Annotated in this window: 23 protein-coding genes and 1 pseudogene; 5 read left to right on the forward strand and 19 right to left on the reverse strand. The window is 34.9% G+C overall.

The annotated features are described in order from the left end of the window. Nucleotides 1-91: 91 nt before the first annotated feature. The 5 genes and pseudogenes from ORL93_RS10625 to ORL93_RS10645 form a co-directional block, all read right to left on the reverse strand. Nucleotides 92-3,445 (reverse strand): trifunctional glycoside hydrolase family 18/polysaccharide deacetylase/glycosyltransferase family 2 protein, encoded by a 3,354-nt coding sequence (locus ORL93_RS10625; protein ID WP_006093666.1) that lies wholly within the window; start codon nt 3,443-3,445, stop codon nt 92-94. 135 nt (nt 3,446-3,580) lie between these two features. After that, nucleotides 3,581-3,739 (reverse strand): annotated as a pseudogene (locus ORL93_RS10630) (IS6 family transposase); the annotation flags it as partial. Nucleotides 3,740-4,300: 561 nt separating this feature from the next. Further along, nucleotides 4,301-5,491 carry an anti-sigma factor domain-containing protein gene (locus tag ORL93_RS10635; RefSeq protein ID WP_309534054.1) on the reverse strand — a complete coding sequence of 397 codons (1,191 nt, stop codon included), beginning with the start codon at nt 5,489-5,491 and terminating at the stop codon, nt 4,301-4,303. Continuing rightward, nucleotides 5,484-6,206, reverse strand: a complete 723-nt coding sequence (gene sigI, locus ORL93_RS10640) for an RNA polymerase sigma factor SigI (RefSeq protein WP_033798662.1) — start codon at nt 6,204-6,206, stop codon at nt 5,484-5,486. Before sigI ends, ORL93_RS10635 begins: the two co-directional genes overlap by 8 nt. Before the next feature lie 78 nt (nt 6,207-6,284). Further along, nucleotides 6,285-7,340, reverse strand: coding sequence for a DUF5667 domain-containing protein (locus ORL93_RS10645; protein ID WP_265959041.1), 1,056 nt, complete (start codon nt 7,338-7,340; stop codon nt 6,285-6,287). 579 nt (nt 7,341-7,919) lie between these two features. Here ORL93_RS10645 and ORL93_RS10650 point away from each other — a divergent pair. Beyond that, nucleotides 7,920-8,123 carry a hypothetical protein gene (locus tag ORL93_RS10650; protein ID WP_018766852.1) on the forward strand — a complete coding sequence of 68 codons (204 nt, stop codon included), beginning with the start codon at nt 7,920-7,922 and terminating at the stop codon, nt 8,121-8,123. Between the two features lie 59 nt (nt 8,124-8,182). On the opposite strand, the gene ORL93_RS10655 is transcribed toward ORL93_RS10650, so the two are convergent. Further along, nucleotides 8,183-9,442: an MDR family MFS transporter gene (locus tag ORL93_RS10655; protein WP_033795914.1), complete on the reverse strand. Its 1,260-nt coding sequence runs from the start codon at nt 9,440-9,442 to the stop codon at nt 8,183-8,185. A gap of 106 nt (nt 9,443-9,548) precedes the next feature. Between ORL93_RS10655 and ORL93_RS10660 the strand changes: the two genes are divergently transcribed. Next, nucleotides 9,549-11,300 (forward strand): SgrR family transcriptional regulator, encoded by a 1,752-nt coding sequence (locus tag ORL93_RS10660; protein ID WP_265959042.1) that lies wholly within the window; start codon nt 9,549-9,551, stop codon nt 11,298-11,300. Between the two features lie 289 nt (nt 11,301-11,589). Here the strand turns inward: ORL93_RS10660 and ORL93_RS10665 are convergent, their stop codons facing one another. Together ORL93_RS10665 and ORL93_RS10670 are read right to left on the reverse strand one after the other, a co-directional pair. After that, nucleotides 11,590-12,144 carry an NAD(P)H-dependent oxidoreductase gene (locus tag ORL93_RS10665; RefSeq protein WP_018782329.1) on the reverse strand — a complete coding sequence of 185 codons (555 nt, stop codon included), beginning with the start codon at nt 12,142-12,144 and terminating at the stop codon, nt 11,590-11,592. A gap of 74 nt (nt 12,145-12,218) precedes the next feature. Then, entirely contained in the window at nt 12,219-12,800 is a 582-nt protein-coding gene (locus ORL93_RS10670) for an ester cyclase (protein ID WP_029427468.1), read from the reverse strand. 166 nt (nt 12,801-12,966) lie between these two features. Between ORL93_RS10670 and ORL93_RS10675 the strand changes: the two genes are divergently transcribed. Further along, a complete protein-coding gene (locus ORL93_RS10675) occupies nt 12,967-13,311 on the forward strand; it encodes a winged helix-turn-helix transcriptional regulator (RefSeq protein WP_018766856.1) in 345 nt (114 codons plus the stop codon). Nucleotides 13,312-13,503: 192 nt separating this feature from the next. Next, nucleotides 13,504-14,217 (forward strand): SDR family oxidoreductase, encoded by a 714-nt coding sequence (locus tag ORL93_RS10680; RefSeq protein ID WP_006093650.1) that lies wholly within the window; start codon nt 13,504-13,506, stop codon nt 14,215-14,217. Nucleotides 14,218-14,279: 62 nt separating this feature from the next. Here ORL93_RS10680 and ORL93_RS10685 read toward each other — a convergent pair whose 3' ends face one another. Continuing rightward, nucleotides 14,280-14,735 carry an N-acetyltransferase gene (locus tag ORL93_RS10685; protein WP_006093649.1) on the reverse strand — a complete coding sequence of 152 codons (456 nt, stop codon included), beginning with the start codon at nt 14,733-14,735 and terminating at the stop codon, nt 14,280-14,282. 306 nt (nt 14,736-15,041) lie between these two features. After that, nucleotides 15,042-15,536 carry an Lrp/AsnC family transcriptional regulator gene (locus ORL93_RS10690; RefSeq protein WP_033797450.1) on the reverse strand — a complete coding sequence of 165 codons (495 nt, stop codon included), beginning with the start codon at nt 15,534-15,536 and terminating at the stop codon, nt 15,042-15,044. A gap of 390 nt (nt 15,537-15,926) precedes the next feature. Here ORL93_RS10690 and ORL93_RS10695 point away from each other — a divergent pair, with 390 nt between their 5' ends. Then, the gene (locus ORL93_RS10695; RefSeq protein ID WP_097793690.1) at nt 15,927-16,838 is read left to right on the forward strand and encodes a DMT family transporter; all 912 of its coding nucleotides are present in this window, start codon (nt 15,927-15,929) and stop codon (nt 16,836-16,838) included. 51 nt (nt 16,839-16,889) lie between these two features. On the opposite strand, the gene ORL93_RS10700 is transcribed toward ORL93_RS10695, so the two are convergent. The 9 genes from ORL93_RS10700 to ORL93_RS10740 all read right to left on the reverse strand — a co-directional run bounded on the left by ORL93_RS10700 (nt 16,890) and on the right by ORL93_RS10740 (nt 24,336). Further along, a complete protein-coding gene (locus ORL93_RS10700) occupies nt 16,890-17,375 on the reverse strand; it encodes a PRK06770 family protein (RefSeq protein WP_033798653.1) in 486 nt (161 codons plus the stop codon). Nucleotides 17,376-17,459: 84 nt separating this feature from the next. Next, entirely contained in the window at nt 17,460-17,864 is a 405-nt protein-coding gene (locus ORL93_RS10705) for a nuclear transport factor 2 family protein (protein WP_006093645.1), read from the reverse strand. Next, the gene (locus ORL93_RS10710) at nt 17,864-18,664 is read right to left on the reverse strand and encodes an MBL fold metallo-hydrolase (protein WP_097793689.1); all 801 of its coding nucleotides are present in this window, start codon (nt 18,662-18,664) and stop codon (nt 17,864-17,866) included. The genes ORL93_RS10705 and ORL93_RS10710 overlap by 1 nt, the downstream gene beginning before the upstream one ends. Nucleotides 18,665-18,959: 295 nt before the next feature. Then, entirely contained in the window at nt 18,960-19,364 is a 405-nt protein-coding gene (locus ORL93_RS10715) for a DoxX family protein (RefSeq protein WP_003195449.1), read from the reverse strand. A gap of 201 nt (nt 19,365-19,565) precedes the next feature. After that, the gene (locus tag ORL93_RS10720) at nt 19,566-20,627 is read right to left on the reverse strand and encodes a DUF871 domain-containing protein (RefSeq protein WP_097793688.1); all 1,062 of its coding nucleotides are present in this window, start codon (nt 20,625-20,627) and stop codon (nt 19,566-19,568) included. A gap of 52 nt (nt 20,628-20,679) precedes the next feature. Further along, entirely contained in the window at nt 20,680-22,044 is a 1,365-nt protein-coding gene (locus ORL93_RS10725; RefSeq protein ID WP_097793687.1) for a PTS transporter subunit EIIC, read from the reverse strand. Nucleotides 22,045-22,067: 23 nt separating this feature from the next. Continuing rightward, nucleotides 22,068-22,952, reverse strand: a complete 885-nt coding sequence (murQ, locus tag ORL93_RS10730; protein ID WP_040119165.1) for an N-acetylmuramic acid 6-phosphate etherase — start codon at nt 22,950-22,952, stop codon at nt 22,068-22,070. 161 nt (nt 22,953-23,113) lie between these two features. After that, on the reverse strand, nt 23,114-23,977 hold the full coding sequence (locus tag ORL93_RS10735) for a MurR/RpiR family transcriptional regulator (protein WP_097793721.1): 864 nt from the start codon (nt 23,975-23,977) through the stop codon (nt 23,114-23,116). Between the two features lie 29 nt (nt 23,978-24,006). Continuing rightward, a complete protein-coding gene (locus tag ORL93_RS10740) occupies nt 24,007-24,336 on the reverse strand; it encodes a hypothetical protein (protein WP_006093639.1) in 330 nt (109 codons plus the stop codon). Nucleotides 24,337-24,423 lie beyond the last annotated feature (87 nt).

Below are 24,423 nucleotides of genomic sequence, written 5' to 3' on the forward strand. Positions count from 1 at the left end.
CACTTGCATTTTTCGTTCCACATCATTCATAACTATTGTTATTCAAAATAAGAAGCTACTAGTAAAAAAAGAGAGCAGATTATCTGCTCTCTTATGATGCCTCATTATGTTCAGAGGAGTGCTTAACACTTCCCATTCTCTTCAATTTATTCCATCCTACCGCAACCCCACGAATAGATGAAAATACAGATTTAATTACAACATAAGTCATAAATTGACGATAAATAAAGCGTTGTAAAATTAACCATGCTAATGGTTTAGGATTCTCTTTCTCTAATTTAAATGCAAAAAGAGAAGCGAGAAGATCCATTAGAAAGAATACAAGATAAAATCCCAAAACTTTTAGCGGATTGCTACCAAATAGCCCTATAATCATTAATATATCTGCTAAAGGAGCAATGAACTGCAGGACATATTGGAACAACCACATATTAGGTAATGCAACAAACCCTAATGTTTTATGCTTTGGATTAAACAATGCCTTTCGATGCTTCCAAAGACATTGGAGTGTACCATACGACCAACGATATCGCTGTTTAATGAGACTTTTCACATCTTCAGGCGACTCCGTATAAGCATATGCTTTTTCTTCATATACAATTCGATGCCCTTGACGTAAAAATGTTATAGTAAGATCCGTATCTTCTGCAAGTGTATCTTCGCTTAAATATCCAGATTCAACTACATTCTTTTTACGCCATGCTCCAATAGCTCCAGGAACTACCGTGATACAATTCAACTCATCAAAAGCTCTGCGTTCTAAATTAAATCCTGTAATGTATTCAACATGTTGCCAAGTAGTTAACAAATTCCGTCTATTTCCCACTTTGACATTGCCTGAAACTGCTGCTACATTATGATCTTCAAAGTGTCTAATCATTAGAGAAATAGCGTCTTGCGCAATAATAGTATCCGCATCTAAAGTGACAATAATTTCTCCTCGTGATTTTTGAAATCCTAAATTCATTGCGGATGATTTCCCACCATTTTCTTTCTGAATTAAACAAACTTTAGGATGTTTATGGAATGCTTCTTGAATTACTTTTGACGTACCATCTTTCGATCCGTCATCAACAACAATAACTTCAAACTCTCTATAATCACTATCCAAAATTGAGCGAATCGTCTTGGTTATAACCTTCTCTTCATTATATGCTGCTATCACAACACTAACGAAAGGTTGATAAGACGAATTAGTAAATAAACGAGATCTTGTTTTCCTTTTTTGCTTGAATGCAAAATAAATTAAAAATAGGAATCGGAAAATACCTAATCCAATAGCAATATAAAAAATAGTTGTTAATATATGTTTAGAATATCCCGCTCCTGAAAAAACAGCTTTATTGTAAAGTAAATATTGCTCACCCTCAGAAGAAACGGGTGGCATAACTTCATCTCGTTCTTTATCCATTAAATCTGAAATTGTTACAAAACTATATCCATGCTTTTTAAGGTCTTTAATAATAATTGGCAGCGCCTCTACCGTATGAGTACGATTTCCTCCTGCATCATGGAGAAGAATAACATTTCCCTCCCCCTTATAAATAGGATTTAGAGCACGCTTTACCAATTCATTTGTTGATGGCGTCGCCCAGTCCTCAGGATCAACTTTTTCTGCCACCATTGTATAGTTCATATTTTGTGCACGCAAAATAGGTACTATTTCATTTGGTGAATCCAGCTCAGCATCCGCTTCATATGGTGGCCTAAATAAAACCGTAGAGTGTCCAGTTATTTCCTGAATCAGGCGCTGAGTTGTATTCAGTTCTACTTTTGTTCGTAGTAAAGACGTATCAGCTACGTTCGGATGCTTGAAGGTATGATTGCCAATTTCATGGCCTTCATCGTATATTCTTTTAACAAGATTAGGATTTATTTGGGCGTTTTCACCAAGTACAAAAAAGGCTGCTTTTACTTTATGCTCTTTTAATATATCTAGAATTTCCGGTGTGTATTTAGGATCTGGTCCATCATCAAATGTTAGTACTACTTGTTTTCCTTTTGGTTTTCCATAGCGTTTCACTTGATATGCAGATGGTAGTGATTGATATACTTCATCTGTAAGATAACCTTCTTTGCCTACTTTAAAATCTCTCAATCCATTTTGTCTTTCATTCTCAATCTGTAAAATTTCGCCTTGCCCAGAATAATTTACTTCATCTAAACTAGCGATTTTATGTAATGCATCAGGATTATTTTGTACCTCAATAGGATCTTTTAAAGCTTTCCATACAGTAGGATCTTCTGCTCCTAGTCTCCATAATGCAAATCCCTTTGCATTGTTGTTCATTGCGATTTTTGCTTGATTATAAAAAGTAACACCATCTAAGAACCAAGCAGTATGTTCTTTCGCTCCTTTTTTATATCGAAAATAAGGATTTCCACTGATCTTATCCCATTGAATTTTTATATTTGAATCATGAGCCATTGTCATAACTTCTGAGAAAGTTAAAGACTTCGCAGGTTTTTTGCTATTTACTTCCCAATCATATCCATAGTTACCGAAAGCAACTATAAGTTTCTCAGAGGGAATGTTTAGATCATTGAGCGTATGTTCAAACCATTTATTTGAAGCAATTGGTCCTGGTGTCCCTGCTCCATAGTGCTCATCATACATCATTACAATCATACGATCTATTACTTTGGCTAATGCACCATAATCAAAGGCTTTATCATTAGCAGGGACATCTTGCGTTACGAGCAAATGATGTTTGTGAAAGACCGTAGTAAGTTCTTTCATGAAATTTGTTAATTTATCTCTATCGCCTTCAGGTATTGACTCAAAGTCAATATTAATACCTGCAAATTGATTCTCTTCAATTCGCTTTACCAAATCATTAATAAACTTTGTCTGTACATCATCTGAATCATTCAGTAACTTATGAATAAGTTTACTATCAGGACCAGAAGCTTCTTGCGTATAGTTAGTAAGCAAAGGCATAATTTTCACATGATTTTTTTTTGCTAACTTTACAATGTCAGGCTTAATCTCACTACTAATTGTTAAGTCTGCTTTTAAGTGATACCATTCTGGTACTAACATGGTTAATGAATCGATATTTTCTTTTAAAGAAGCAGTACTATTTTCATCCCAGTTTACATAAAAACCATAAACTTCTTTAGGTTGTTCGCCATTGCCTGTTAATTTTTCCGAATTTTCATTATTCTTTATTTCGGTATTAGGAGATTTGAATTCTTCCTTCTTTAACTGCTGGTCGCTGAGTTTTTGATTAATAGGTACAAGTTTAGTATCTTGCTTTACAGAAGGATTCATATTTGGAATTTCTGGTGTTGAAAAAATACTTCGAAAGAAAAAATAAAATACAATACTTACGCTAACTATTGAGATACATAGAAACCAACTGAAAGCTATTTTTCTTCTTCCTTTAGGATCATAAAAAACGGGTTTTGAGTTATCTGTCTTTTGTTGAATTTTTTTCTCCATTATTTTTTTACATACTCCTTTTCTTTTTATTCTAAGTACAAACGCAAACTATTTTAATAGATAGACCTTCTAGGGTTCTGGTGTGAAAATAGCTTAATAGGAATATAGAACAGTAATTTCCCGTTAACTTTGAGATCAAACGACTAATCCAAATAACTTATGAATGACTTCAACCTCATTTTGGGCAGATTTCACCCTTTGGTGAAGTTGCCCTTTTTTCATCATATGCATGGCTTCGATACCTCTCAAAATCAAGGTTGCTGTACGAAATGATTTCAATTCTAATTGATTTCTTCACTATACATATTCGGAGGAAATAAAAATTTTATGGGGGTCAAAAAAATATTTTTTTATAAAAATAGATAAACAATTTTTTTCAAAAATAAAAAGCTGACAATTTCATCAACTTTTTCATAGATTCATATGTAAAAATACTCGCATTCATTTTATCTCGCTATTCGCGGGCAGTAAAACCCTCACATATCAATATTCTTTATACAGTTTCATCCCACACCGACCAAGCCGCTTCGAACATATTTCCATCTAAGTCCCAAAAATAAAAATACTTAGCTTCATTATTCCCTAGCGTTACAATTTTTTCTACTCTTACTCTGGCTTTGAAATAAAATCACGATGCTTTGAATAAAGACGCGAAGTTCTTAAGAAAGTTGCGACGTTTCTAAAAAAGATGCGATGCTTTATCCCTTCACGTAAAGAATTCTAAGTGAATTTTGATTAAACTTTTTTATAAAAATATCATATTTTGGGTTATATAAAATATGTATTGTCCTTTACTTATTGGGAATTTTTCATTTAGGTCTTGATAAACAATGTCCCCTATACTTCTTAAATATTCTATGGATTTTTCTTTTCTTTCCCCTGATGTTGCGTGGCAGGAACGTTTTTGTCCTCTTTTTTATGCCCGTTGTTTTCGTTTATATTGCCTTTATTTTCTTGCTGAGACTCTTTATTTTCTTGTTTATATCCTTTACCGTTGTTTTCTTGCTGAGACTCTTTATTTTCTTGTTTATATCCTTTACCGTTGTTTTCTTGCTGAGACTCTTTATTTTCTTGTTTATACCCTTTACTGTTGTTTTCTTGCTGAGACTCTTTATTTTCTTGTTTATACCCTTTACCATTGTTTTCTTGCTGAGACTCTTTATTTTCTTGTTTATACTCTTTACCGTTGTTTTCTTGCTGATGCCCATTATTTCCTTTTGATTGCTGGGGTTGCTGTTCCTGGGATTGCTTTTGTTCTATTTGCTCTTGCTTCTCATATCTTTCTTCTTTTACAGGAGACAAATCCGATGATGCATCGGATGATGACTTTGGTTGCGAATGTATCTCCTGAGGGTGTTCCTCCTGATTAGACGGCGGTGCAGGAGGAGTAAGCGATTTCTTCTTCTCATTCTCTTGCTTTATATAGACGCCTGTGCTGACTCCTGCTTTCTTGGCATTCTCTCGCACTTGCATCGTACTGCTTTGATATACGACTGTAACATGTTTTGTCTCATACTCTTTCTTTAATCCTTGCATAGTCTTTTCCAACTGTGGTTCTAGCGACTTGTCCTTTGTAACAGCTGTTAGCATAACTTGCTTGTCTTTCGTTAAGTATCCATCCTCTTGACTTTGCTTTACAATGGTACGTACTACGTCTTGCAAAGGTTCATTTTTCCATCGTTTCATTTCTTTTAAAATGCGCTTTCCATCATCATTACAAGCTCGCAAATCTATAACACGAAGATCCTTTGTTACGCTCGCCTCTAAACTGGGATTAATATCAATTGAGACATAAGCGAATGCTTTTTCTTCCGGTTGGTTGTAGAAAAACAGAAACACACATAGAAAACAAGCAACAAGTAATGATGCAGGCTTTAAGAAAGAAGGGATTGAAAAACGCGGTACTCTTTGTTCTTGTACGTTAAACGAGATTTCCTCTCCAATCATATAAGAGTGCGATTTTCTTTTAAACGTAATAAACTCTCCATCCGGAGTTAAAACAACTACGCTATGTTTTTTTATATCCATCACAATCCCTTTATTCATCATGCTTCCCCCCTCTTATATAATCAAGAATATATGTATAGTTGTTTGCAAAGATAATACACATTGCAATAATGTATTTTCTATGCCGCTCCAACGTTTTACGACTTGCCCTAACACGCGGTTCAATGTGTTTAAGCGGTAACTTTTTCTTTCGGAACAGCTCTTCCATCATTTTCTCTTCTTTTATAATAATCTTTACAATTTCTATTAAGTGCTCACGCGTATCACGATGCTTTGGAGATTCCTTAGCAAGCTCTGAAAATGTGATTTTAAACTCAGCTAGCACAATTTGAAAATGAAGAATCTCCTCCTTACGGTTTCTGTTTTCCATCTCTTTCATATACTCCGTAAGCGATACCTGCATTTCTACCATTTCCTCTTGCTGGTCTTCTTTTAAAAAGACGAGATTATGCTTAGACTCCTTGCGTATATAGTCAATTACATCCCTTTTTATAAGAAGCTCAGCAAACGCTAGAAAAGATTTTCCTTTTTTATATGAATACTGTTCAATTGCTTGATTAAACGCAAACAATCCAATGCTGTATTCATCATCCTGCTCCGTAATATACCGGCGGCAGACAGACGAGATTGATTTTCGAATAAAAGGCCGATACTGTGCGATAAAAGCTTCCTTATCTCCTCCGTTGTTTTGTATGTTACATACGATATCTTCTATTTTCGGTTTTTTTATGATCTTCATCACCAAACTCAACACTAGTAATCCCCCTCCCTCCTTTTGCTTCAAATAGCAAAATGGTCACTAAAGAAGTGACCATTTCATCACATTTTCTTACTACTTTTCTTTGTGCTTGTCTTCTTGCTGTTCTTCATGCTTTTCGTGACCGACTTTTTTACCGTTGTCTTGATGATCATTCTTTTCTGTTTGACCCTTGTGGTTTGATTGCTCATGCTTCTCATGAGAAACAGCCGGTTTATGTGCTGGTTTTGCTGGTTGTGCTGGTTGTGCCGGTTGTGCTGGTTTTGCCGGTTGTGCTGGTTTTGCTGGTTGTGCTGACTGTGCCGGTTGTGCTGGTTTTGCTGGCTGTGCCGGTTGTGCCGGTTGTGCTGGCTGTGTTGCTTGTGTTGCTTGTTCTGGTTGTGTTACTTGTTCTGGTTGTGTTACTTGTTCTGGTTGCGTTACCTGTTCTGGTTGTGCTGGAGTTACTTCTGTATTTTGATCTGCTTTCTTGTTTTCTTTTGCAATAGCGTCCGCTTGTTTTTCTTTCTCTTTCTCTTTCTCTTTCTCTTTCTCTTTCTCTTTCTCTTTCTCTTTCTCTTTCTCTTTCTCTTTCTCTTTCTCTTTCTCTTTCTCTATTTTAGCTGCAATCTTTGAAAAACTCTTCTCTATATTTTTGGTAATTGCAGCTTTTGCTTTCGGATTTTTCACTTGATCTAGCACTTTTGCTAATGCTTCGATGTTGTTTCCGATGTGCACTTTTACTTTCGCTGCTTCTTTTTCTTCTTCGCCAGCAGGTTTTTCTGTTTCTGCTTTCTCTTCGCCAGAAAGCTTATCTGCTTTTTCTAAGTCTTCCACCGCTTTTTCTAATGTATCTTGTGTAAGATCGCCTTTTCCTTTTTCAATTAGTACACTTGCTTCAGTAATTCGTTCCGCGGCTTGCTCAGACAATAGCTTCGCTTTCTCTAAATCGTTTGTCGCAAGAGCCATTTTAATATCTTCAACCATAGTTTTCACAAAATAAAAGACGTCACCTTGTACTAAAGATGTTTTTTCAGTTTCCGTTGTTTTTACCGCATCTGTGTTTTCGCTAGCATACGCTGCTGTTCCCATCAGAAACGGGCTGCATGCCATCATAGTTACCATAGTGCCTTTTAATAGTGTTTTTTTCATAATGATTTTTCCTCCATTTGCTTTCTTCACTATACATATTCGGAGGAAATAAAAATTTTATAGGGGTCAAAAAAACATTTTTTTATAAAAATAGATAAACAATTTTTTCCAAAAATAAAAAGCTGACAATTTCATCAACTTTTTCATAGATTCATATGTAAAAATACTCGCATTCATTTTATCTCGCTATTCGCGGGCAGTAAAACCCTCACATATCAATATTCTTTATGGGGTAGCACCACATCGCTATCAAGCCAATAAAACAAAATACGGTTCCGGTGCAAAAACTTCAAGATACATGCAAGTAACCTCTAAATCTTGGACATACTGATACTATTACTCTAAAAAAGGTGTGTGATCGGTATGAAAAAGGAAAAATTGTTCAAGTGGAAGCATTATCAACCTGATAGGATTTTTAGAGAGGCGTATAAGTATGAACTGAACACCCCTATTTTTAATCACTTTTTTAGGCATTTCTCATATAGTGAAAATGACTATGATTTTGATTCTTTTTATTTATCATCCATAAGTCATACAATTGTTTAGCACATATATAAATAAAAAGATGGGAGCCCTACGATGAACAACACTCAAACTTTAACGCCCCCAAGTAACTCTGAGGAAAACCAAAGAAATATTAGTTTGCAAACATTAAGGGTCATTGGACTCATTGTATTAATTAGCGGTTACATCATTGTCACACTCTCTGAAGTAGGTGAACTGAAGAACCTTTTAATGAACCCAAGCACTAGCAATACATTAGCTGAAGCAGACGCTTTTTAGAAAAAATGGTATATAAAAAGCGAATCATGATAAAAATGATTCGCTTTTTACATATTCCCTTATCCTATATGATGTATATTTTCTTCACTGTATTCTGTCCTATTAATTGCTTTCATAAATAACAAAATACTACTTATACCAACTAAAAAATATACAATGCTCATTCCCCATGATGCTATAAAAGAACCTAGCATAATCCCTAGTGCTCCATTCATTTTTGCCACCTGAAAGACCATACCATTGATTGCCATATAAGAACTTCGAGCATCATCTGGAACCATATCGGCCATAATGGATTGCCGAACTGGCACATACATCATCTCGCCGATTGTTTGGAAAAGCCCTGCTATTAATAAGATCCATAAGCTATTACTTGATCCAATTATTGTGAATCCAATTGTATAGATAAATAAGCCAACATATAGGATTTTCAAGTCATTAAAACGTTTCATCATTTTAATAACAAGTGCTGAAAATAAAACAATCAAAATCGTATTCTCCGCAGAAATCCAACTTAGCATCCGAATACCTGTTAAATCAAAACGAATATCATTTCCAAATGCAAATTGAATTGTTTCAAATTCCTCTTGCAAGCGTACACCTAAATAATTATTAAGCTGAAATTCTAACGATAACGTACATATACTCGCTAAACAAAATATCAAAAATGCCCGGTCTGTCATAACAACTTTATAACTTTCAACCATTTCTTTTAACACATGCTTCTTTTTTATCGTTTTCTGAGTTACATATACCTCTTCCATATATACTGAAATTAAATACAACGTTAGCAATGCTACTGCCGTCAATAATATAAAGAGTTGCAAACGATAATGTTCGAATAATAACCCTCCGAATATAGCCCCAATAGCAATCGATAAATTAATCGCCCAATAGTTAATGCTGTACATCACCTTTCGATTCTCAGGTGTACTCACATCAATTAGCATTGCCTCTGTTGCGGGGTTCATAAGCCCTGAACCAAGACTATTCGTTAACATAAAAATGAAAGTGAACCAAGGTGAATCTACATAATCTGAATTCGCAATTCCCATACAAGCAATCGAAACAACTTGTATCACCTGCCCTATAATCATAACCTTTTTCCGCCCTAATCGATCTCCAATATAACCGCCATAAAGCCCAATAATCAGCGCTGCCATTACGTTTACTAATAATAAAACGCCTGCAAGGACACTACCCAGCTTTACTGAAAAATAAATCGCCATAAACGGGAAAATCATTGTTGATACAGTTCGTGTTAAAAATGATGTTATAATTCTAATTTTTATATTTCGATGCATACTCCAAAATCCCATTGTTTCTTCCCCCTTATGTGTATTCATTTTACTTTGAAAAAGTGGAAGAAAAAGGTTAGAATATTCTAAAGAATTTCCCCTTTTATTGGGAAGGAGTCGTTTAAACATGAAAGTGATGGATTACTATACTCAACTACGATTGCATGATCCAGAAAAACAATACATGCAAAATAGCTTGCAAGAACTAGCCGATATTTTATATTGCAGTACAAAAAACGTGAAAATTTTACTGAGAAAAATGACTGAAGAAAAATTAATTACGTGGACACCAGGACGAGGACGAGGAAATAAAAGTGAAATTCTCTTTCTCCATACCATTTCAGAAGTAGTTATGCCCTATGCTGAATCCCTCTTACAACAAGATAAATTAAAAGAGTTATTTCTTCTTTTAAAACAACCATTTCCGACTTCCCTTCGAAAAGGCTTAGAAGAAAAATTACAACAGCATTTTGGATACCAACCTTTAAACGATATGTATGACGTGTTAAAGATACCTTGCTCAAGAAAAATATTGCCACTTGATCCAGCATTTGCAGCTGTAACAACAGAGAGTCATCTCATTAGTCAAATTTTTGATACATTAGTTACTTACAACTACGTCACAAAAGAAATTGAAACACACCTCGCCCATACATGGGAGGTTAGTGACGATCAACTTACCTGGACTTTTTATTTACGAAAAGGCATCCATTTTCATCATGGAAGAATCTTATCTTCTAAAGATGTTCAATTTTCATTTGAAAGATTACAACGTGTACACTCTCCTTATGCCTGGTTAACTGAAGAGATTGTGCAGATTGAAACACCATCACCACTACAAATAAGCTTTCACCTTCGAAAGCCGAATTTGTTTTTCCTACGTTATGTAAGTTCGATGCAATTAGCCATTTTACCTCATGATGTAACAATACAAAATCACCATTATATCGGGACGGGAGCTTTTAAATTACATTGTTATGATGAAGATCAAGTTATATTAGAAGCGTTTACGGATTATTTTAAAGAACGGGCGTTGCTTGATCGTATTGAGTTTTGGCGGATTCCGGAACATGCACAAATACATACACACTATGAACTACCAAATACTGAATATACAAAAGAACACGAAGTACAAATAGAAGAAACCGGGTGTATATATGCCGCATTTAACTTTACAAAACCTGGTCCACATCATGATATTTATTTTCGAAAAGCTTGGAGAGAAATATATGACGTTGAATCGATTATTCGTGATTTAAAAGGTATGCGGACTATCCCCGCATCAAGCTTCTTTCCAAGTCGAAGCCGAGCAGCAACGAAACAATCTTATTCTTTATGCAAAGCAAAGGAATACCTGAAAAAAAGTACATATCAAGGTGAAACTATACATATCTACTTTTTCTCTTTTAAAGATAGTGCTCATGATGCAATTTGGCTAAAAGAGCATTGCCAAAACTTAGGCATACAAATGGAATTACACCCTTTTCCAGTCTCAGACTACTCGAATCGTTCTATTGATCAAAACGCCGATATTATTTTAATGGGGGAGGTTTTTAATTCAGATATAGAAATAGCTTTTCTCAATGTATTTAAAAGTAAAAGCTGTTTTATCAACCGTTTTATGCATCCTCACTATCAAAAACAGATTGATTGTTTACTAAATACATTCTTAGCCGAAGAAAATAAGGAACATCGTCATAAACTTATATTCGAAATTAAAGAATTCCTTCGAACGGAATACATTATCCTATTTAATTATCATGTTTTAAAAAAGCAAACATATCCCTCTTCTTTAAAGAACGTAACCATTGATTCTTTTGGCTGGACGGATTTTTCAAAGTTATGGATTCACCATATGGAATCAGCTAAAGAGTATTGAAATCAATTCACTTAACTATTTATATATACTCATTTTAAAATTCCGGTATATAAGTCGCGGTTATGAAAACAAAAGAAGTTCTTCACTCATTTTCTCCTTCTGTTTTCACATGGCGTAGGGCTAAAAAAGGCACTGACTGCCCCTACGCATGATCGGATCCTCTCTCCCGCCTAAAAGAAATGATTTTATGTCGGTCTTTCAATCCGCATTTATATAATATGGATAACTTGCATAACCGTAAAACCTCAATCTTCAGATTGAGGTTTTACTAGCTACTTATTTTTAAAATTTAGGAAAGGTTCACCACTTCTTTTACATGCATTTCAAGTTCTGCTAAAAACATATCAATATTAGGATTTTTGACTACATCATAGCACGCAAAACTCTTTAAAGGACTCATACCAATAAATTTCTGTACTCGGTGCAAATGACCAATTGCTTCTTCTAAACTCTGACCTTCAAAGAATTGTGAGGAATCTTGAAACGCTGTTTTAGGTGCATTCCATGTAGTGGAAAACATATATTTTTTCTCTGTTAATAACCCTCCTGCTCCATATTGATCTCCTCCTTTAAAAAAGAGGCCGTACTCATATACTTCATCCATATACGTTTTAAATAATCCTGGTACACTAAACCAATAAATCGGTGTTTGATAGATAATAACATCCGCCCATAAAAACTTTTGTTGTTCTTCTTTAATATTGTATCCATCTTGAATAATCGTTGTTTTCACATGACTCTTTTCACTTAGTAGACTGACCATGCGATCAACCAATGTTTGATTTAATTTCCCTCCGTCGGCACTATATTTTTGATGACCATTTATGATTAATATATTTTTCATCATTTTCTTCCCCTTTATTTTTTATTGATTGAATTGCATCTATCTAAATCCACATTTTTTCGTACCGCTATCATTTAGTTCTCAGCTACTACTCCAAGTTGTTGCATAAGAGTAAGGTTATCTTCTAGATGCCAATCTTCAGTAATTTTTCCATCCTTTATACGTAAAATATCAATGGCAAAAAAGTTAATCGGTTTTCCATCATGTGTTCCTGTAAAGGATAGACGAGCTGTGACCTTATCACCAACCACTAATAAATCCTCAATCTCGCAATGTATATCCGGAACGACTTTACGAAAGTTTTTTGCAGCAAATGCTAAGCCTTCGGGACCTTGTGGGCGCCCTTTTGGCAACGTATTATCAAAGAATTTCTCTGTAACGGTTTGTGGAATAAGCTCCTCATTGCCAGTATCCCAAAATGCATAAAAACGTTGGGCTGCATGAATCATTGCTGTAACTTCTTTTTGATTTAATGAAGGATCGATTGTCATTGTTTTAGGCTCTGGCTTGCCTTTCAACAATTGAATTTCACTTTTAGAAGCAGACATTTTTGTATTGCTGCACGCAGTAAGCACGGTACCGATTACGACAATGCAAAGCACGAGAAAACTAAATGACCACCATAACTTTTTTGTTTGATTTTTTATTTTCATCATAGTCACCTCCTTAGTTTAGAAATTATTTGTGGTTCCTAACACTATTTTATATGTAGTAATTTCCCTTTTGGAAGTAGTGATATTTTTTTCATATAGTTACTAAAAGGATAGTTTTGTGATACTATAAAGCAAATCAATTCAAAAAATTTTTATGGAGGCTATTTCCATGAGCAATATAGATCCGATTGTATTAACGAAAGGTTCACCTGGTATACCTTGTCCTATTGCAAAAACACTCGACGTAATTGGAACAAAATGGACATTTTTAATTATTCGGGACCTTCTTATTGAAGGAACATTGCGCTTTAGTGATTTGCTAAAATCAATGGATGGTATCAGCCCAAAAACACTCTCACTTCGCCTTAAGGAATTAGAAGGCCAAGGTATTGTAACAAGAAAGGTTTATCCTGAAGTTCCTCCCCGAGTGGAATATACCCTCACGGATAAAGGGAAACAATTAGAAGGTATTTTTATCGAATTAAAGCGCTTTGGGCTAACTCTAGAAAACTAACAAAAAAGGACCCGTGGGTCCTTTTTTGTTAGTTAAAGTACTTTAAATTTTTTCCGCTCCGATTCCCCTTATATAATAAAAAACTTTCCGAAATGTAACTATATGAAATAAATATCACTACTTCAAATATGGAATTCTTCAAACTACAATGATGGCAACAAAGTAAAAACGAAATAATTAGGAGGCATAAAGATGCTAAAAGGAAAAAAAGTAGCTATTATTGGCGGGAGTTCAGGTATTGGTTTAGAAACAGCAAGATTGGTATTAGCGCAAGGTGCAGATGTTATTATCGCCAGCCGATCCGAAGACAAATTAAAAGAGGCACAAAAGGTATTAGCGGGAAATGTAACAACTTATACACTTGATATAACAAACGAGCAACAAGTACAATCATTCTTTGAAGAAATAAATACAATCCATCATTTAGTTATTACAGCAGCTGAAACATTCGGAGGAGCTTTCCTTGATACAGAAGTAAGCAAAACGCGCCAGTTGTTCGAAAATAAATTTTGGGGACAATTCTATGCTGCAAAATATGGTGCACCTAAGATTACGAAAGACGGATCAATCACATTATTTTCAGGCGTAGTTGCCTATAAAACAATGGCTGGTTCAGCTACGCTTGGTGCAGTAAATGCAGCAGTCTCTAATCTTGGAGAAACATTAGCATTAGAACTCGCTCCTATTCGCGTAAATATCGTCTCTCCTGGCATTATTGATACACCGTCACGTAGCAAAATGCCGCTGAAAGCGCGGGACAAATTTTATAAGGAGATAGCAAATAAACTCCCTGTCAAACGAGTTGGACAGGCAAAAGATGTAGCTGATGGTGTACTATATTTAATGCAAAATCAATTTGTCACTGGAACTACTCTTCATGTTGAAGGTGGACATACATTAATTTAATTAACGAGGAGGCTATCCCCTCCTCCTTCTGTTTATCTTAATTATCTATTTCATACTAAACCTCAAATCACATACCGAATCATCGCAACTTCATCACAACAATCAAATTTCAGACAATGTCTGCAATCAATCCACACTTTTTCAGGTAGCGATTCCTTATCAACAAAATCAAATCCACACTTCTTAAAAAATGTAGTTTGATACGTTAAAGAAATGACCCTTCTTACCTTTATTTTAGAAGCCTCACTTATTACATGATTGACTAACATACGTCCTAACCCTTTACCTGCATATGTATCCGATACGACTAATGATCGTATTTCGGCAAGATCTTCTCCTAAAACATGTAAACCAGCAACTCCCAAAATTTCTCCTTCCTCTTTCACAACATACAAACACTGTAAATACTGATAAAGGGACAAAAGTGAGCGCGGTAGAACAACTCCCTCTTTCGAATATATTTCTATTAAGTTATATATTTCTTTCACATCACTTGTAATTGCATTTGAAATTCGCATGATTTATCTCCTCAAATTAAATATTTATAACTTAAAATGTATATTAATTCATAAATTTATATAATAATACACCCACTCCTTAAACACGTCAATTATTATTCTGAATTTTAGATATACTCATTCCAAAAAATAAGTCCTATATTAAATTATTTTGCTTTTTCAACATACAAGTCGATGCTATGAAAATAAAAAAAGATCTCTCTCATTTTCTCCCTTTGTTTTCACATGGCATAGGGCTAAAAAAGGCCCTGACCGCTTCTTCGCATGATCGGACCCTCTCTCCCATCTAAAAAATGGTTTTATATCTCATTCAGTACTTGTTTTCGAATCTCTTATCGGTAATACTGTAGAATACTTAATTTCACGCAGCGCTAAGCTCGTTTGTATCCTTGTAATTCCTAACTTATTTAACTTCCTAATAAAATGCTCCAGTTCCTTTCGATCTCGGTTCGCGACTTTTAGTAAATAATCATATTCACCTGTTAAACAATGACACTCCAGCACTTCAGGCATAGATTCCAGTTCTCTTTCCAATACCTCTAGTTTTTCAGATTGATGAATATTTGTACTCATAAAAATAAAGCATAATAAATCGAATCCAAGCTTTTCTTGATTTAAAATCGCGACTTGTTTATCGATGAAACCTTCACCTTCTAGCCTTTTTATTCGTGCATGCATCGCAGCCGGTGATAAATTAACACGACGTGCAAGTTCGGCATTACTTACTTGTGACTCCTTTTGTAAAATATCTAAAATTTGTACGTCTAAATCATCTAACACTTTAATAACTGATGACTCCATAAAAACCCTCCTTTTCTTTACCGACGATTCTTCGGAAAAACATATAATACACTGAATGAAATTGAATAAAATTTCTTAATTATAACCCTTAACAAAACATTTTATTGAATTTTCACCATTATACAAAAGAATATATTAGATAACAAAGAAAAATGCTAAAATTATTTACAATTCATACGATATAAATCCATTTTGTGTTTTCAACATATAAGTCACTGCTATGAAAACAAAAAAGGACATACACTCATTTTCTCTTTTTGTTTTTTCTCGGCATGGGGCTAAAAAAGGACCTGACCGCTTCTATCCATGGACGGATCCTCTCTTCCCCCAAAAAAGAAAGGTTTTTTATCAGTTTTTCAATTTATACACTAATAAAAGGAGTTCCAAACTATGCCTTATTTTTATGTATTTTTATTATTGCTAACAAGCTTACTATGGGGGGGGAACTTTGTCGTTGGAAAATCTCTTGTCGATCATGCTTCTCCGATGACTCTCACAAGTTTAAGATGGATCATTGCGATTGTTTGTCTATTACCAATTGTTTGGTTTAAAGAAAAGAAACTTTTTCCACCGCGCGCTGCAATTCTTCCCTTACTACTTATGGGAGTCACTGGCGTTGTTCTCTTTAACATTTTTCAATTCTTAGCATTAGAAGAAACATCCGCAACAAACGTTGGACTTATTTCTACGTTAAACGCGATTTCAATTGCACTCTTTTCATCTTTATTCTTAAAGGAAAAAATAAATATACTTCAAATTCTTTCTATGATTCTTTCTTTTTTTGGTGTAATTCTCGTCCTTTCAAAAGGAAATATCGCACTGTTATTTTCATTACATTTTAATAGTGGAGATTTGTGGATGATGGCTGCGGTTTGTATTTGGGGCATTTATTCTGTTTGTAGTAAATGGGCAACAAAAACAACTACGCCGATGATGGCAACTTTGTATTCAGGAGTTTTTGGCGTTATCATATTGCTTCCATTTAACATACCAAACTTTACGGTCTCTCATATTAATGCTTCATTTATCACTTCAATACTATACACAGGCTTAATTTCAACTGTGGTCTGTATGGTGTTTTGGAATATTGGCGTTCAAAAATTAGGAGCAACTACATCAGGTATCTTCCTAAATTTCAATCCAATTTTCACTGCCGTTTTAGCGTTTCTTTTCTTAGGAGAAGAACTAACTTGGATCCAAATCTTTGGGACGATTATCGTTGTTACTGGCTGTTATTTATTTTCTCATTTTAAAACAGTTGCTCATCAGCCTAGCCAAACTTTAGTACGGCAGCACTCTTAATAGATCAACATCGCCATTATCTTTAACATAATGGCGATGTTTTTACATTCTTCACTTTTTACTTCTCATTTCTTTTAAATATTGCTGTTCTTCTGCTGGCGATAAACGTTCTGTTGCTTTTCCAGTATCACCGCCTTGAATTTCCCAAAAAAAGTTATGTTCCTCAACTGTTTGCGAAAAATCCCCTCTTTCCCAGCGTTCTAAAATGGAAAGTAATTTTGATTTATAATTAAAATTTTTGCTACTCTCTACAGCTTTCTTTGCATTACGAATTTCCTTTTGTGTCATTTCAATAAATCCCCATTTCTCAGAGGATTTTACTTTTTGATGTACCATCTTATGCATAGTAGATATGATTTCATCTTCACTAACTCGCGGCGTTTCTTCCACTACCTTCTTTTCCTTTTGAGCAATTACTTTCTGCTCCTTTAAACGTTTATCCTCTACTTCGGCATACTCAAGAAATTTATAAGCGCCAAATATAACACCCATTACAATTGCGATAGTCGTAATCGCCCTTATTATCCATTTTTTCATATTATGTATTTTGATATCTCCTCTAATTGTTACAAAAACAAATGGAATAGCCTGCAAATAGCCGATTCCATTTGTTTATCATTTTTAAGCTTTCATCGCTTCCCTAACAACGTGACTATCCACATATTGCTTGAACTTTACGATTTTTCCATTCTCAAGCTGCCATACATGAACGAAATCTGCTTCAAATGCTTTGCCAGTTTCTTTATAAATTCCCGAATAAACTCCTTCAGCAATGATGACATCTTTTCCTTCTACTTCATGGTACATATTTACACTCGCCTTATAATCATTCCATTCCGATCCTAAACGACTAAATACATTCTCCATTACTGCTTCCACACCAATATATGTCCCACCGTAAGGAAAACCAGCCGCCTCTGTCCATTCTACTTTTTCAGAAAGAGCTTCTAGTAAATGTTTTGCATTTGAAGAAGATGGCCCTTCATATGTGCTTCGGATAATCTCTAAATTTGTTTTTTGTTCCATTATTTCTTCCCTCCAAATGCATTTGCTGCTAAAACAAGTCCGATTTCTAGTGCTTTTACATTTGGAAAGTATTTCTTCATTGCAGTTTGAATTTCTTCACTTGAAAGGTTTTCCGCAAGAACCTCATCAAATGCGATTAAATATTTACGAGTATGTTCAATTGCATCTGCTGTATTTGGTGTATCATAACCACGATGACCAGCTACAACAATTTCTGGATGTAGGTTTTCAATTTCTTGTAATGTTTCTAACCACTTAGTACGAGCTTTTACATCCGTTTCTAACGTCCATGCGAATGTGTTGTTATAAACAATATCCCCTGTAATCACAGCCTTTAATGACGGAATCCATACATAACTGTTATTAGGTGTATCACCTTGTAAACCACCTTTAACAAGCAGTTCGTTCCCTTCTAAAATAAGCTTATCTTCTTTTAACTCCTCGGGAATAATAGGTTGATGAGGGACATTATGTCCAATAGACGGTTTCCATTGCTCAACTTTCTTTTCAAATGTATTTCGAATATCTTCTACGGTATTTGGCAATGCTACAATTTTTGCATTTGAAAATGCTTCATGTAATACATTTAAGCCAAAATAATGGTCTGGATGAAAATGCGTAATATAAATATGAGTTAAGTTCTTTCCTGTTTCAATAATTTGAGCTGTTAAACGGTGTGCATCACTTAATAAGAATTGTGCATCCACAAGAATTGCATCTTTGTCTCCATAAATGATCGTTGATGTAACTTGAAAGGCTTGTTCAGATCCTGTAAAGACTTCTAAATGTAATTTTGACATGTTGTTTCCTCCATTTTTCTATATACATTTACACTTTTATTATTTTATATTTCCTTACTTGTTATAATAACCCTGAGTTGTAACTGAAATAGTTACAATTAGACCAAAAAAATATGCTATCTATTTACAACTCACACTTCATTGCTAATTGCTCCGTTGTAATAATTATAGTTACAACCAAGTGCCAAGTCAATACTTTAATATCCAAAAAATTCCCCAGCAAAATAGATATATACAAAAACACTGTTCTTTTCATAAATCTTCTTCAGAAAAGAACAGTGCTTTATATAATAATTTATTTTGCTTTGAGTACTTTTTCTTTTAAGAAACGATCTACATACCCTTCTGCTTTTACAACAAATAAATACGCACCCATTGCTAATAATGCAAGATCTAATTCATATCCAGGATTCTTTCCGTCTCCTAATAAACCAGCTGCTCCGTTTACCTTTACAATTGCACCAACCAAGATAAGAGCAAATAATAATCCCACATATCTAACACCTAAGCCAATGATTAATAATAGACCACCAACTAATTCAAATGTTGCAACCCCATATGCGAGACCACCTGGTAAGCCAATGCTTGTAAACCAACCTGCTACATTATCAATACCTGATTGAAACTTTGCTAAGCCATGTGCAAAGAACGTAACTCCTAGCACAATACGAATAATTAAATTACCAATATATTGATTCATTCTAAACTCTCCTTTTTGTTTTGTTATATAAACATTTTATTAACAAGACAAAACAATACATTGTTTCTTTTTATTCGTCAAATACTTTTTTTAATAGAAATAAAAAAACATTATCCATTTTACGGATAATGTTTAACAAAAAATAGCACTCCTACAAGGCTCGACATGTGGAAATACATTCGAAAAAACATCAATAATTTTCTATTCTTTCGAGATAAGTTCAAATTTCTTTCCTGCATTTACGTAAGACAATAATGATAGATCTTCCTCGAAAACCGTTCCAATTACGTTCACCTTTTCATTTTCTGATAGATCATTTATAACGATTTGTATTTCACCTGCATATCTACCGTACAGTTCATTATCAATTGTAATACTCCCTATCTTTCTTTGAACTGTATTCATCGCTGGTAAAATAATAGTATGTCCTTCTCTTGATTCTACAGAACGAATGACATCACGCGCTGGATCAAGCCTATTCGTATGTACTCGCTCTACTGTTTCTAATACTTCTCTTTCACTAATCAGCGGTTTATAACGTATTGGAATAATCCCTTTATTTGCACTTGTAATTTCTTGTACTCTTTGTAAACTCCCACTTATATCTCCAATTAATACTTTATCAACGAAGCAATCTTCCACAAGTTCCAAATATGCCTCAAGCGGACGCATATATCGGTGTTTTTCTAATGTAGGAAGCCCTTCATATAAAGGTCCTCTTTTTTCACCATCACCTGGAATAAATGCCATTGTTTTTATACCGCATTCACGCAAAAATTGATTTTGCTTTTGTAAAAATGATTTAGCAAGCCCTGTTTCAGGACGTGGATAAAAATTATGCCATGCTTCTACACAATCTACTCTCACACTTTCCTCAAGAAGCGTATTCCAAAATGATTCAGTAATTGTACTAGCATTTAATGCAATCTTCATTTTGTGTGATATACGTGCAATTTGTTTCGGATCTATACCATAATCAATACGTAACCCAGTAATCCCCCAATCTAATAGCTGTTCCACATTTTCATACATAAGACCTAAATGGTGTAAAGAATTTGGTGAAACATCCACCATTAGTTCCATCTCATATTTTTCCGCTTGCTTCCCAAGTATTTGTATTAACTCTTTATAAGTTGTAGGATCGTCTTCTGGAATATGAAGAGAAGTAAAAATAGACGTAAAGCCGTATTCGCTTACCGTTTTCAACCATTTTTCTTGCTCTTCTATCCGATCCTTTGAAAGATATATTGAAACTCCTATCATAGTAATCTCTCCTTCTACTTATCATGAAAAAAAGAGAAAGGAATCCCTTTCTCTATATGTTCTCTGCCATTTCCTCTTTAAACCCGAAGAAATACGTAAAGATAAAACCAAATACATAAGCAATGACAAGACCAAGAAAATATAATAAATATTTATTATCAGCGATTAACGGAATTAACGATAATCCTGATACACCAATTCCGAGTGAAGCCGTTTTCATAACTGCCTGGAATGCACCTCCAACAGCTGCACCTAAACAAGCCGTAATAAACGGTTTACCAAGTGGTAATGTGACCCCATATAATAAAGGTTCACCAATTCCTAAGAAACCAACCGGTAGTGCTCCTTTAATTACATTACGAAGACGCTTATTTTTCGTTTTTACATAAATCGCAATCGCTGCCCCAACTTGCCCCGCTCCTGCCATCGCTAAAACCGGTAGTAACGGTGTTACATGAGTTTGATTAATAAATTCCATGTGGATAGGTGTTAGACCATGATGTAGTCCCACCATAACGAGCGGTAAAAATGTTCCTGCGAGTACAGCGCCTGCAAATGCTCCGCCAACATCTAAAATTGCATTAATGCCACTTGTAATTCCATCAGATAGAAAACCAGCCACTGGCTGAATTGCTAACATCGTTACTAAGCTCACTGCTAATACCGTAATAAGCGGTGTCACAATAATATCAACTGCATTTGGTACTGCTTTTCGCACTTGTCTTTCCACTACAACCATAAGCCATGCTGCAAAGATTACAGCGAATAATCCACCGCGCCCCGGCACCATTGCTTCACCAAATAGTTTCACATTTGCCATAGCTGGGTTGAAAATTAAAATACCTGCAATCGCTCCGAGAACTGGAGTTCCACCAAATTCTTTTGCCGTATTCCAGCCAACTAGAATACCTAAGAATGTAAAAATACCACCGCCAATTAAAAGTAACATTTGCAGCCATGTTGCATTTGGATCTGCCCCCGCATTTTTAGCAAAGTTAGCGACACCATTTATAATTCCTGATGCAACAAGACCTGGAATTAATGGAATGAAAATATTACCGATTTTTCCTAATAAATTTTTAACAGGCGTATTATTTTTCTTCTTGATTGCTGATTTCATTTCTTGGCCAAGATCTTCAAGGTGGTAATCAGCAACATCACCAATTCGTAACCCTGTCAAAGTCTCCATTTCGGCTGCTACTTTATTTACAGTTCCAGGCCCAACTACGACCTGCAATGTTTCATCTTCAATCACACCCATGACACCGTCTACTTTTTTCAAAAGTTCCATATTCACTTTACTTTCATCATGAAGTGTTAAACGTAACCTCGTCATACAATGTGCAATACCACGAATATTTTTCGTTCCCCCAAGTTGCTCTGTAATCTCTTTTGCCACCCGCTGTTCTTTCTTCATTGTAAAATCCCCCTCCCCACTTTTTATAATGCCTTTTTCACAAATCCTTTCGCATCTGTTAATTTTTCAAGTGCTTCCCCATATTCGCACTGTAGTAATATCATGACGATTGCTGCTTTCACATTACGCTTTGCTTTTTCGTAATATGCTTCCGCTTCTTTGTAATCTACTCCCGTCGCTTCCATAATAATTCGTTTGGAACGCTCGACTAACTTTTCATTTGTCGACTGAACATCAACCATTAGATTTTTATAGACTTTCCCTACGCCAATCATAGAAGCAGTTGAAATCATATTCAGTACTAACTTTTGTGCGGTTCCAGCCTTTAAGCGTGTAGATCCTGTTAACACTTCTGCACCTGTCTCTACTTCCACGCTAATTTTTGCAAATTTACTTATCTCTGCTCCCTTATTACAGGAAATGCTAGCTGTACTTGCTCCCGTAGAATTTGCATATTTTAATCCACCAATTACATAAGGTGTTCTACCACTTGCAGCGATTCCAATAACAGTGTCCTTATTACTTAACTGAATCGCCTTTAAATCATCTACTGCAAGATCTTCTCGATCCTCTGCACCTTCCACAGCTTTAGTAAACGCTTTCAATCCACCTGCTATAAATCCTTGTACCTGTTTCTCATCTGTCCCAAATGTCGGTGGACACTCGACAGCATCTAAAATTCCTAGTCGTCCGCTTGTACCAGCGCCAATATAAATTAATCGTCCACCATTTTGAAAAGATGAAACAACACTTTGAACAATTTTTTCAATTTGTTCGATTTCATTTTCAACCGCTACAGCGACTTTACAATCTTCTCGATTCATTGTTTGTAAAATTTCTCTTATGCTCATCTCGTCTAAATTCATCGTATTTTCATTTCGGTGTTCTGTTGATAAATTCTCTAACATATTCTCACCTTCTTTGAAATTTAATTTCACACTTTCATTATAACTTCACGAAACTTAAAATCAATATTTGTATTGTATTTTATGAAACGAAATTTCTTTTTATAACAAAATTGTGTCTATTTAACCAAAATAAAAAGATGAGTTTCATCTCATCTTTTCCTTTACTTCAATTTCCGTAATCGTACTGCTTCTTCTCTTGTTTCTGTAAATTTATCCAACACTTGATTACCTATCCTATTAAATGTAATCACATACAAAGCATCAATTATATTAAGTTGCGTCATTCTTGAAGCAATACTTGCAATGCGATGATCTTGTTCTACATCTGGCATACAAAGACGGATATGTGATTCTTTATATAACGGAGACGATTGATCTAGCTTTGTAATAGCGATAACAGTAGCACCTTGTCTACTAGCATATTGCGCCATTTCTAGTACATCCTTCGTCCGGCCAGATGTTGAAAGAGCGACAAATATATCTCCCTGTTTTAAGTTAGTAACAAGCGGGAGCATCATATGAAAATCAGATAGCATCATAGCCGTAAACCCTAGACGAGTAAACTTATACGCTCCATCCATTGCTGGCGTAGCTGATCCACCCACTCCATAAAATAATATTTTCTTTGCTCCTAAAATGGCATCTGCTGCTTTTTCTAACTCTTTTTTATCAATAGCAGTAATACCCGCTTCAATCGCAGCCTTATTGACATATGTAACTTTATTGAATAAATCAAACGGACTATCCTCTGTGTTCATCACTGAAAAATCATTAATATTATAATCGGCAATTGTTAATTCTCTAACAAGCGCTAACTTAAAAGCTTTAAAACTTCCTATACCAATCGTTTTACAAAAGCGTACGACACTTGCTTCACTGGATCCTGCATTATTAGAAACTTCCTTTGTTGTTAAATTAGGAACAAATTCTGCATTCTCCATTATATACTTGGCAACCTTTTTTTCAGCTGGTGAAAATTGATTCATATGATTTTCTATTTTAAATAGTAGCGTTGACGCCTTCACCATTCATCCCCCATTCCTTACGGTTGCTTTTATTTTTCATATCCCAATTCCATATCTTGCGAATCATAAAGATAAAAGACATCTTCACCAGGAGGATGAAACACATTTACAATTCGATCTCCTTTTTGATAGACCGTCCTTTCTCCTTCCGACCACTTCTTTTCCCATCCATTTATCCAAATTGCAGCATCAGGTAAAAAGGAAGTGTATCTATATCCTTTCGAATCATCTCCTGCAATATAAGAAGAGAAAACAGAAACAGGAAAATCTTTAACTTTTGATTCTTTTCCTAATGTAAATGGTAAACACATTAAAAGAATTACAACTACACATATAACTTTTTTCCATGTAATCTTCATTCATTTTTCTCCTTCTAGTACTAAAGCACACATAAATTTTAACACAATTATTACTTCGCCACTCTACACTATTACTATTTTTTATAT

This window comes from Bacillus sp. DHT2 (assembly GCF_026241455.1).
Lineage (GTDB): Bacteria > Bacillota > Bacilli > Bacillales > Bacillaceae_G > Bacillus_A > Bacillus_A pseudomycoides.

Bases quoted from the DNA above. Each gene is read 5' to 3' on its own strand.
- ORL93_RS10625 (WP_006093666.1), bottom strand. From the start codon at position 3,445: ATGGAGAAAAAAATTCAACAAAAGACAGATAACTCAAAACCCGTTTTT.
- ORL93_RS10635 (WP_309534054.1), bottom strand. From the start codon at position 5,491: ATGAATAAAGGGATTGTGATGGATATAAAAAAACATAGCGTAGTTGTT.
- ORL93_RS10645 (WP_265959041.1), bottom strand. From the start codon at position 7,340: ATGAAAAAAACACTATTAAAAGGCACTATGGTAACTATGATGGCATGC.
- ORL93_RS10650 (WP_018766852.1), top strand. From the start codon at position 7,920: ATGAACAACACTCAAACTTTAACGCCCCCAAGTAACTCTGAGGAAAAC.
- ORL93_RS10655 (WP_033795914.1), bottom strand. From the start codon at position 9,442: ATGGGATTTTGGAGTATGCATCGAAATATAAAAATTAGAATTATAACA.
- ORL93_RS10660 (WP_265959042.1), top strand. From the start codon at position 9,549: ATGAAAGTGATGGATTACTATACTCAACTACGATTGCATGATCCAGAA.
- ORL93_RS10665 (WP_018782329.1), bottom strand. From the start codon at position 12,144: ATGAAAAATATATTAATCATAAATGGTCATCAAAAATATAGTGCCGAC.
- ORL93_RS10670 (WP_029427468.1), bottom strand. From the start codon at position 12,800: ATGATGAAAATAAAAAATCAAACAAAAAAGTTATGGTGGTCATTTAGT.
- ORL93_RS10675 (WP_018766856.1), top strand. From the start codon at position 12,967: ATGAGCAATATAGATCCGATTGTATTAACGAAAGGTTCACCTGGTATA.
- ORL93_RS10680 (WP_006093650.1), top strand. From the start codon at position 13,504: ATGCTAAAAGGAAAAAAAGTAGCTATTATTGGCGGGAGTTCAGGTATT.
- ORL93_RS10685 (WP_006093649.1), bottom strand. From the start codon at position 14,735: ATGCGAATTTCAAATGCAATTACAAGTGATGTGAAAGAAATATATAAC.
- ORL93_RS10690 (WP_033797450.1), bottom strand. From the start codon at position 15,536: ATGGAGTCATCAGTTATTAAAGTGTTAGATGATTTAGACGTACAAATT.
- ORL93_RS10695 (WP_097793690.1), top strand. From the start codon at position 15,927: ATGCCTTATTTTTATGTATTTTTATTATTGCTAACAAGCTTACTATGG.
- ORL93_RS10700 (WP_033798653.1), bottom strand. From the start codon at position 17,375: ATGAAAAAATGGATAATAAGGGCGATTACGACTATCGCAATTGTAATG.
- ORL93_RS10705 (WP_006093645.1), bottom strand. From the start codon at position 17,864: ATGGAACAAAAAACAAATTTAGAGATTATCCGAAGCACATATGAAGGG.
- ORL93_RS10710 (WP_097793689.1), bottom strand. From the start codon at position 18,664: ATGTCAAAATTACATTTAGAAGTCTTTACAGGATCTGAACAAGCCTTT.
- ORL93_RS10715 (WP_003195449.1), bottom strand. From the start codon at position 19,364: ATGAATCAATATATTGGTAATTTAATTATTCGTATTGTGCTAGGAGTT.
- ORL93_RS10720 (WP_097793688.1), bottom strand. From the start codon at position 20,627: ATGATAGGAGTTTCAATATATCTTTCAAAGGATCGGATAGAAGAGCAA.
- ORL93_RS10725 (WP_097793687.1), bottom strand. From the start codon at position 22,044: ATGAAGAAAGAACAGCGGGTGGCAAAAGAGATTACAGAGCAACTTGGG.
- murQ (WP_040119165.1), bottom strand. From the start codon at position 22,952: ATGTTAGAGAATTTATCAACAGAACACCGAAATGAAAATACGATGAAT.
- ORL93_RS10740 (WP_006093639.1), bottom strand. From the start codon at position 24,336: ATGAAGATTACATGGAAAAAAGTTATATGTGTAGTTGTAATTCTTTTA.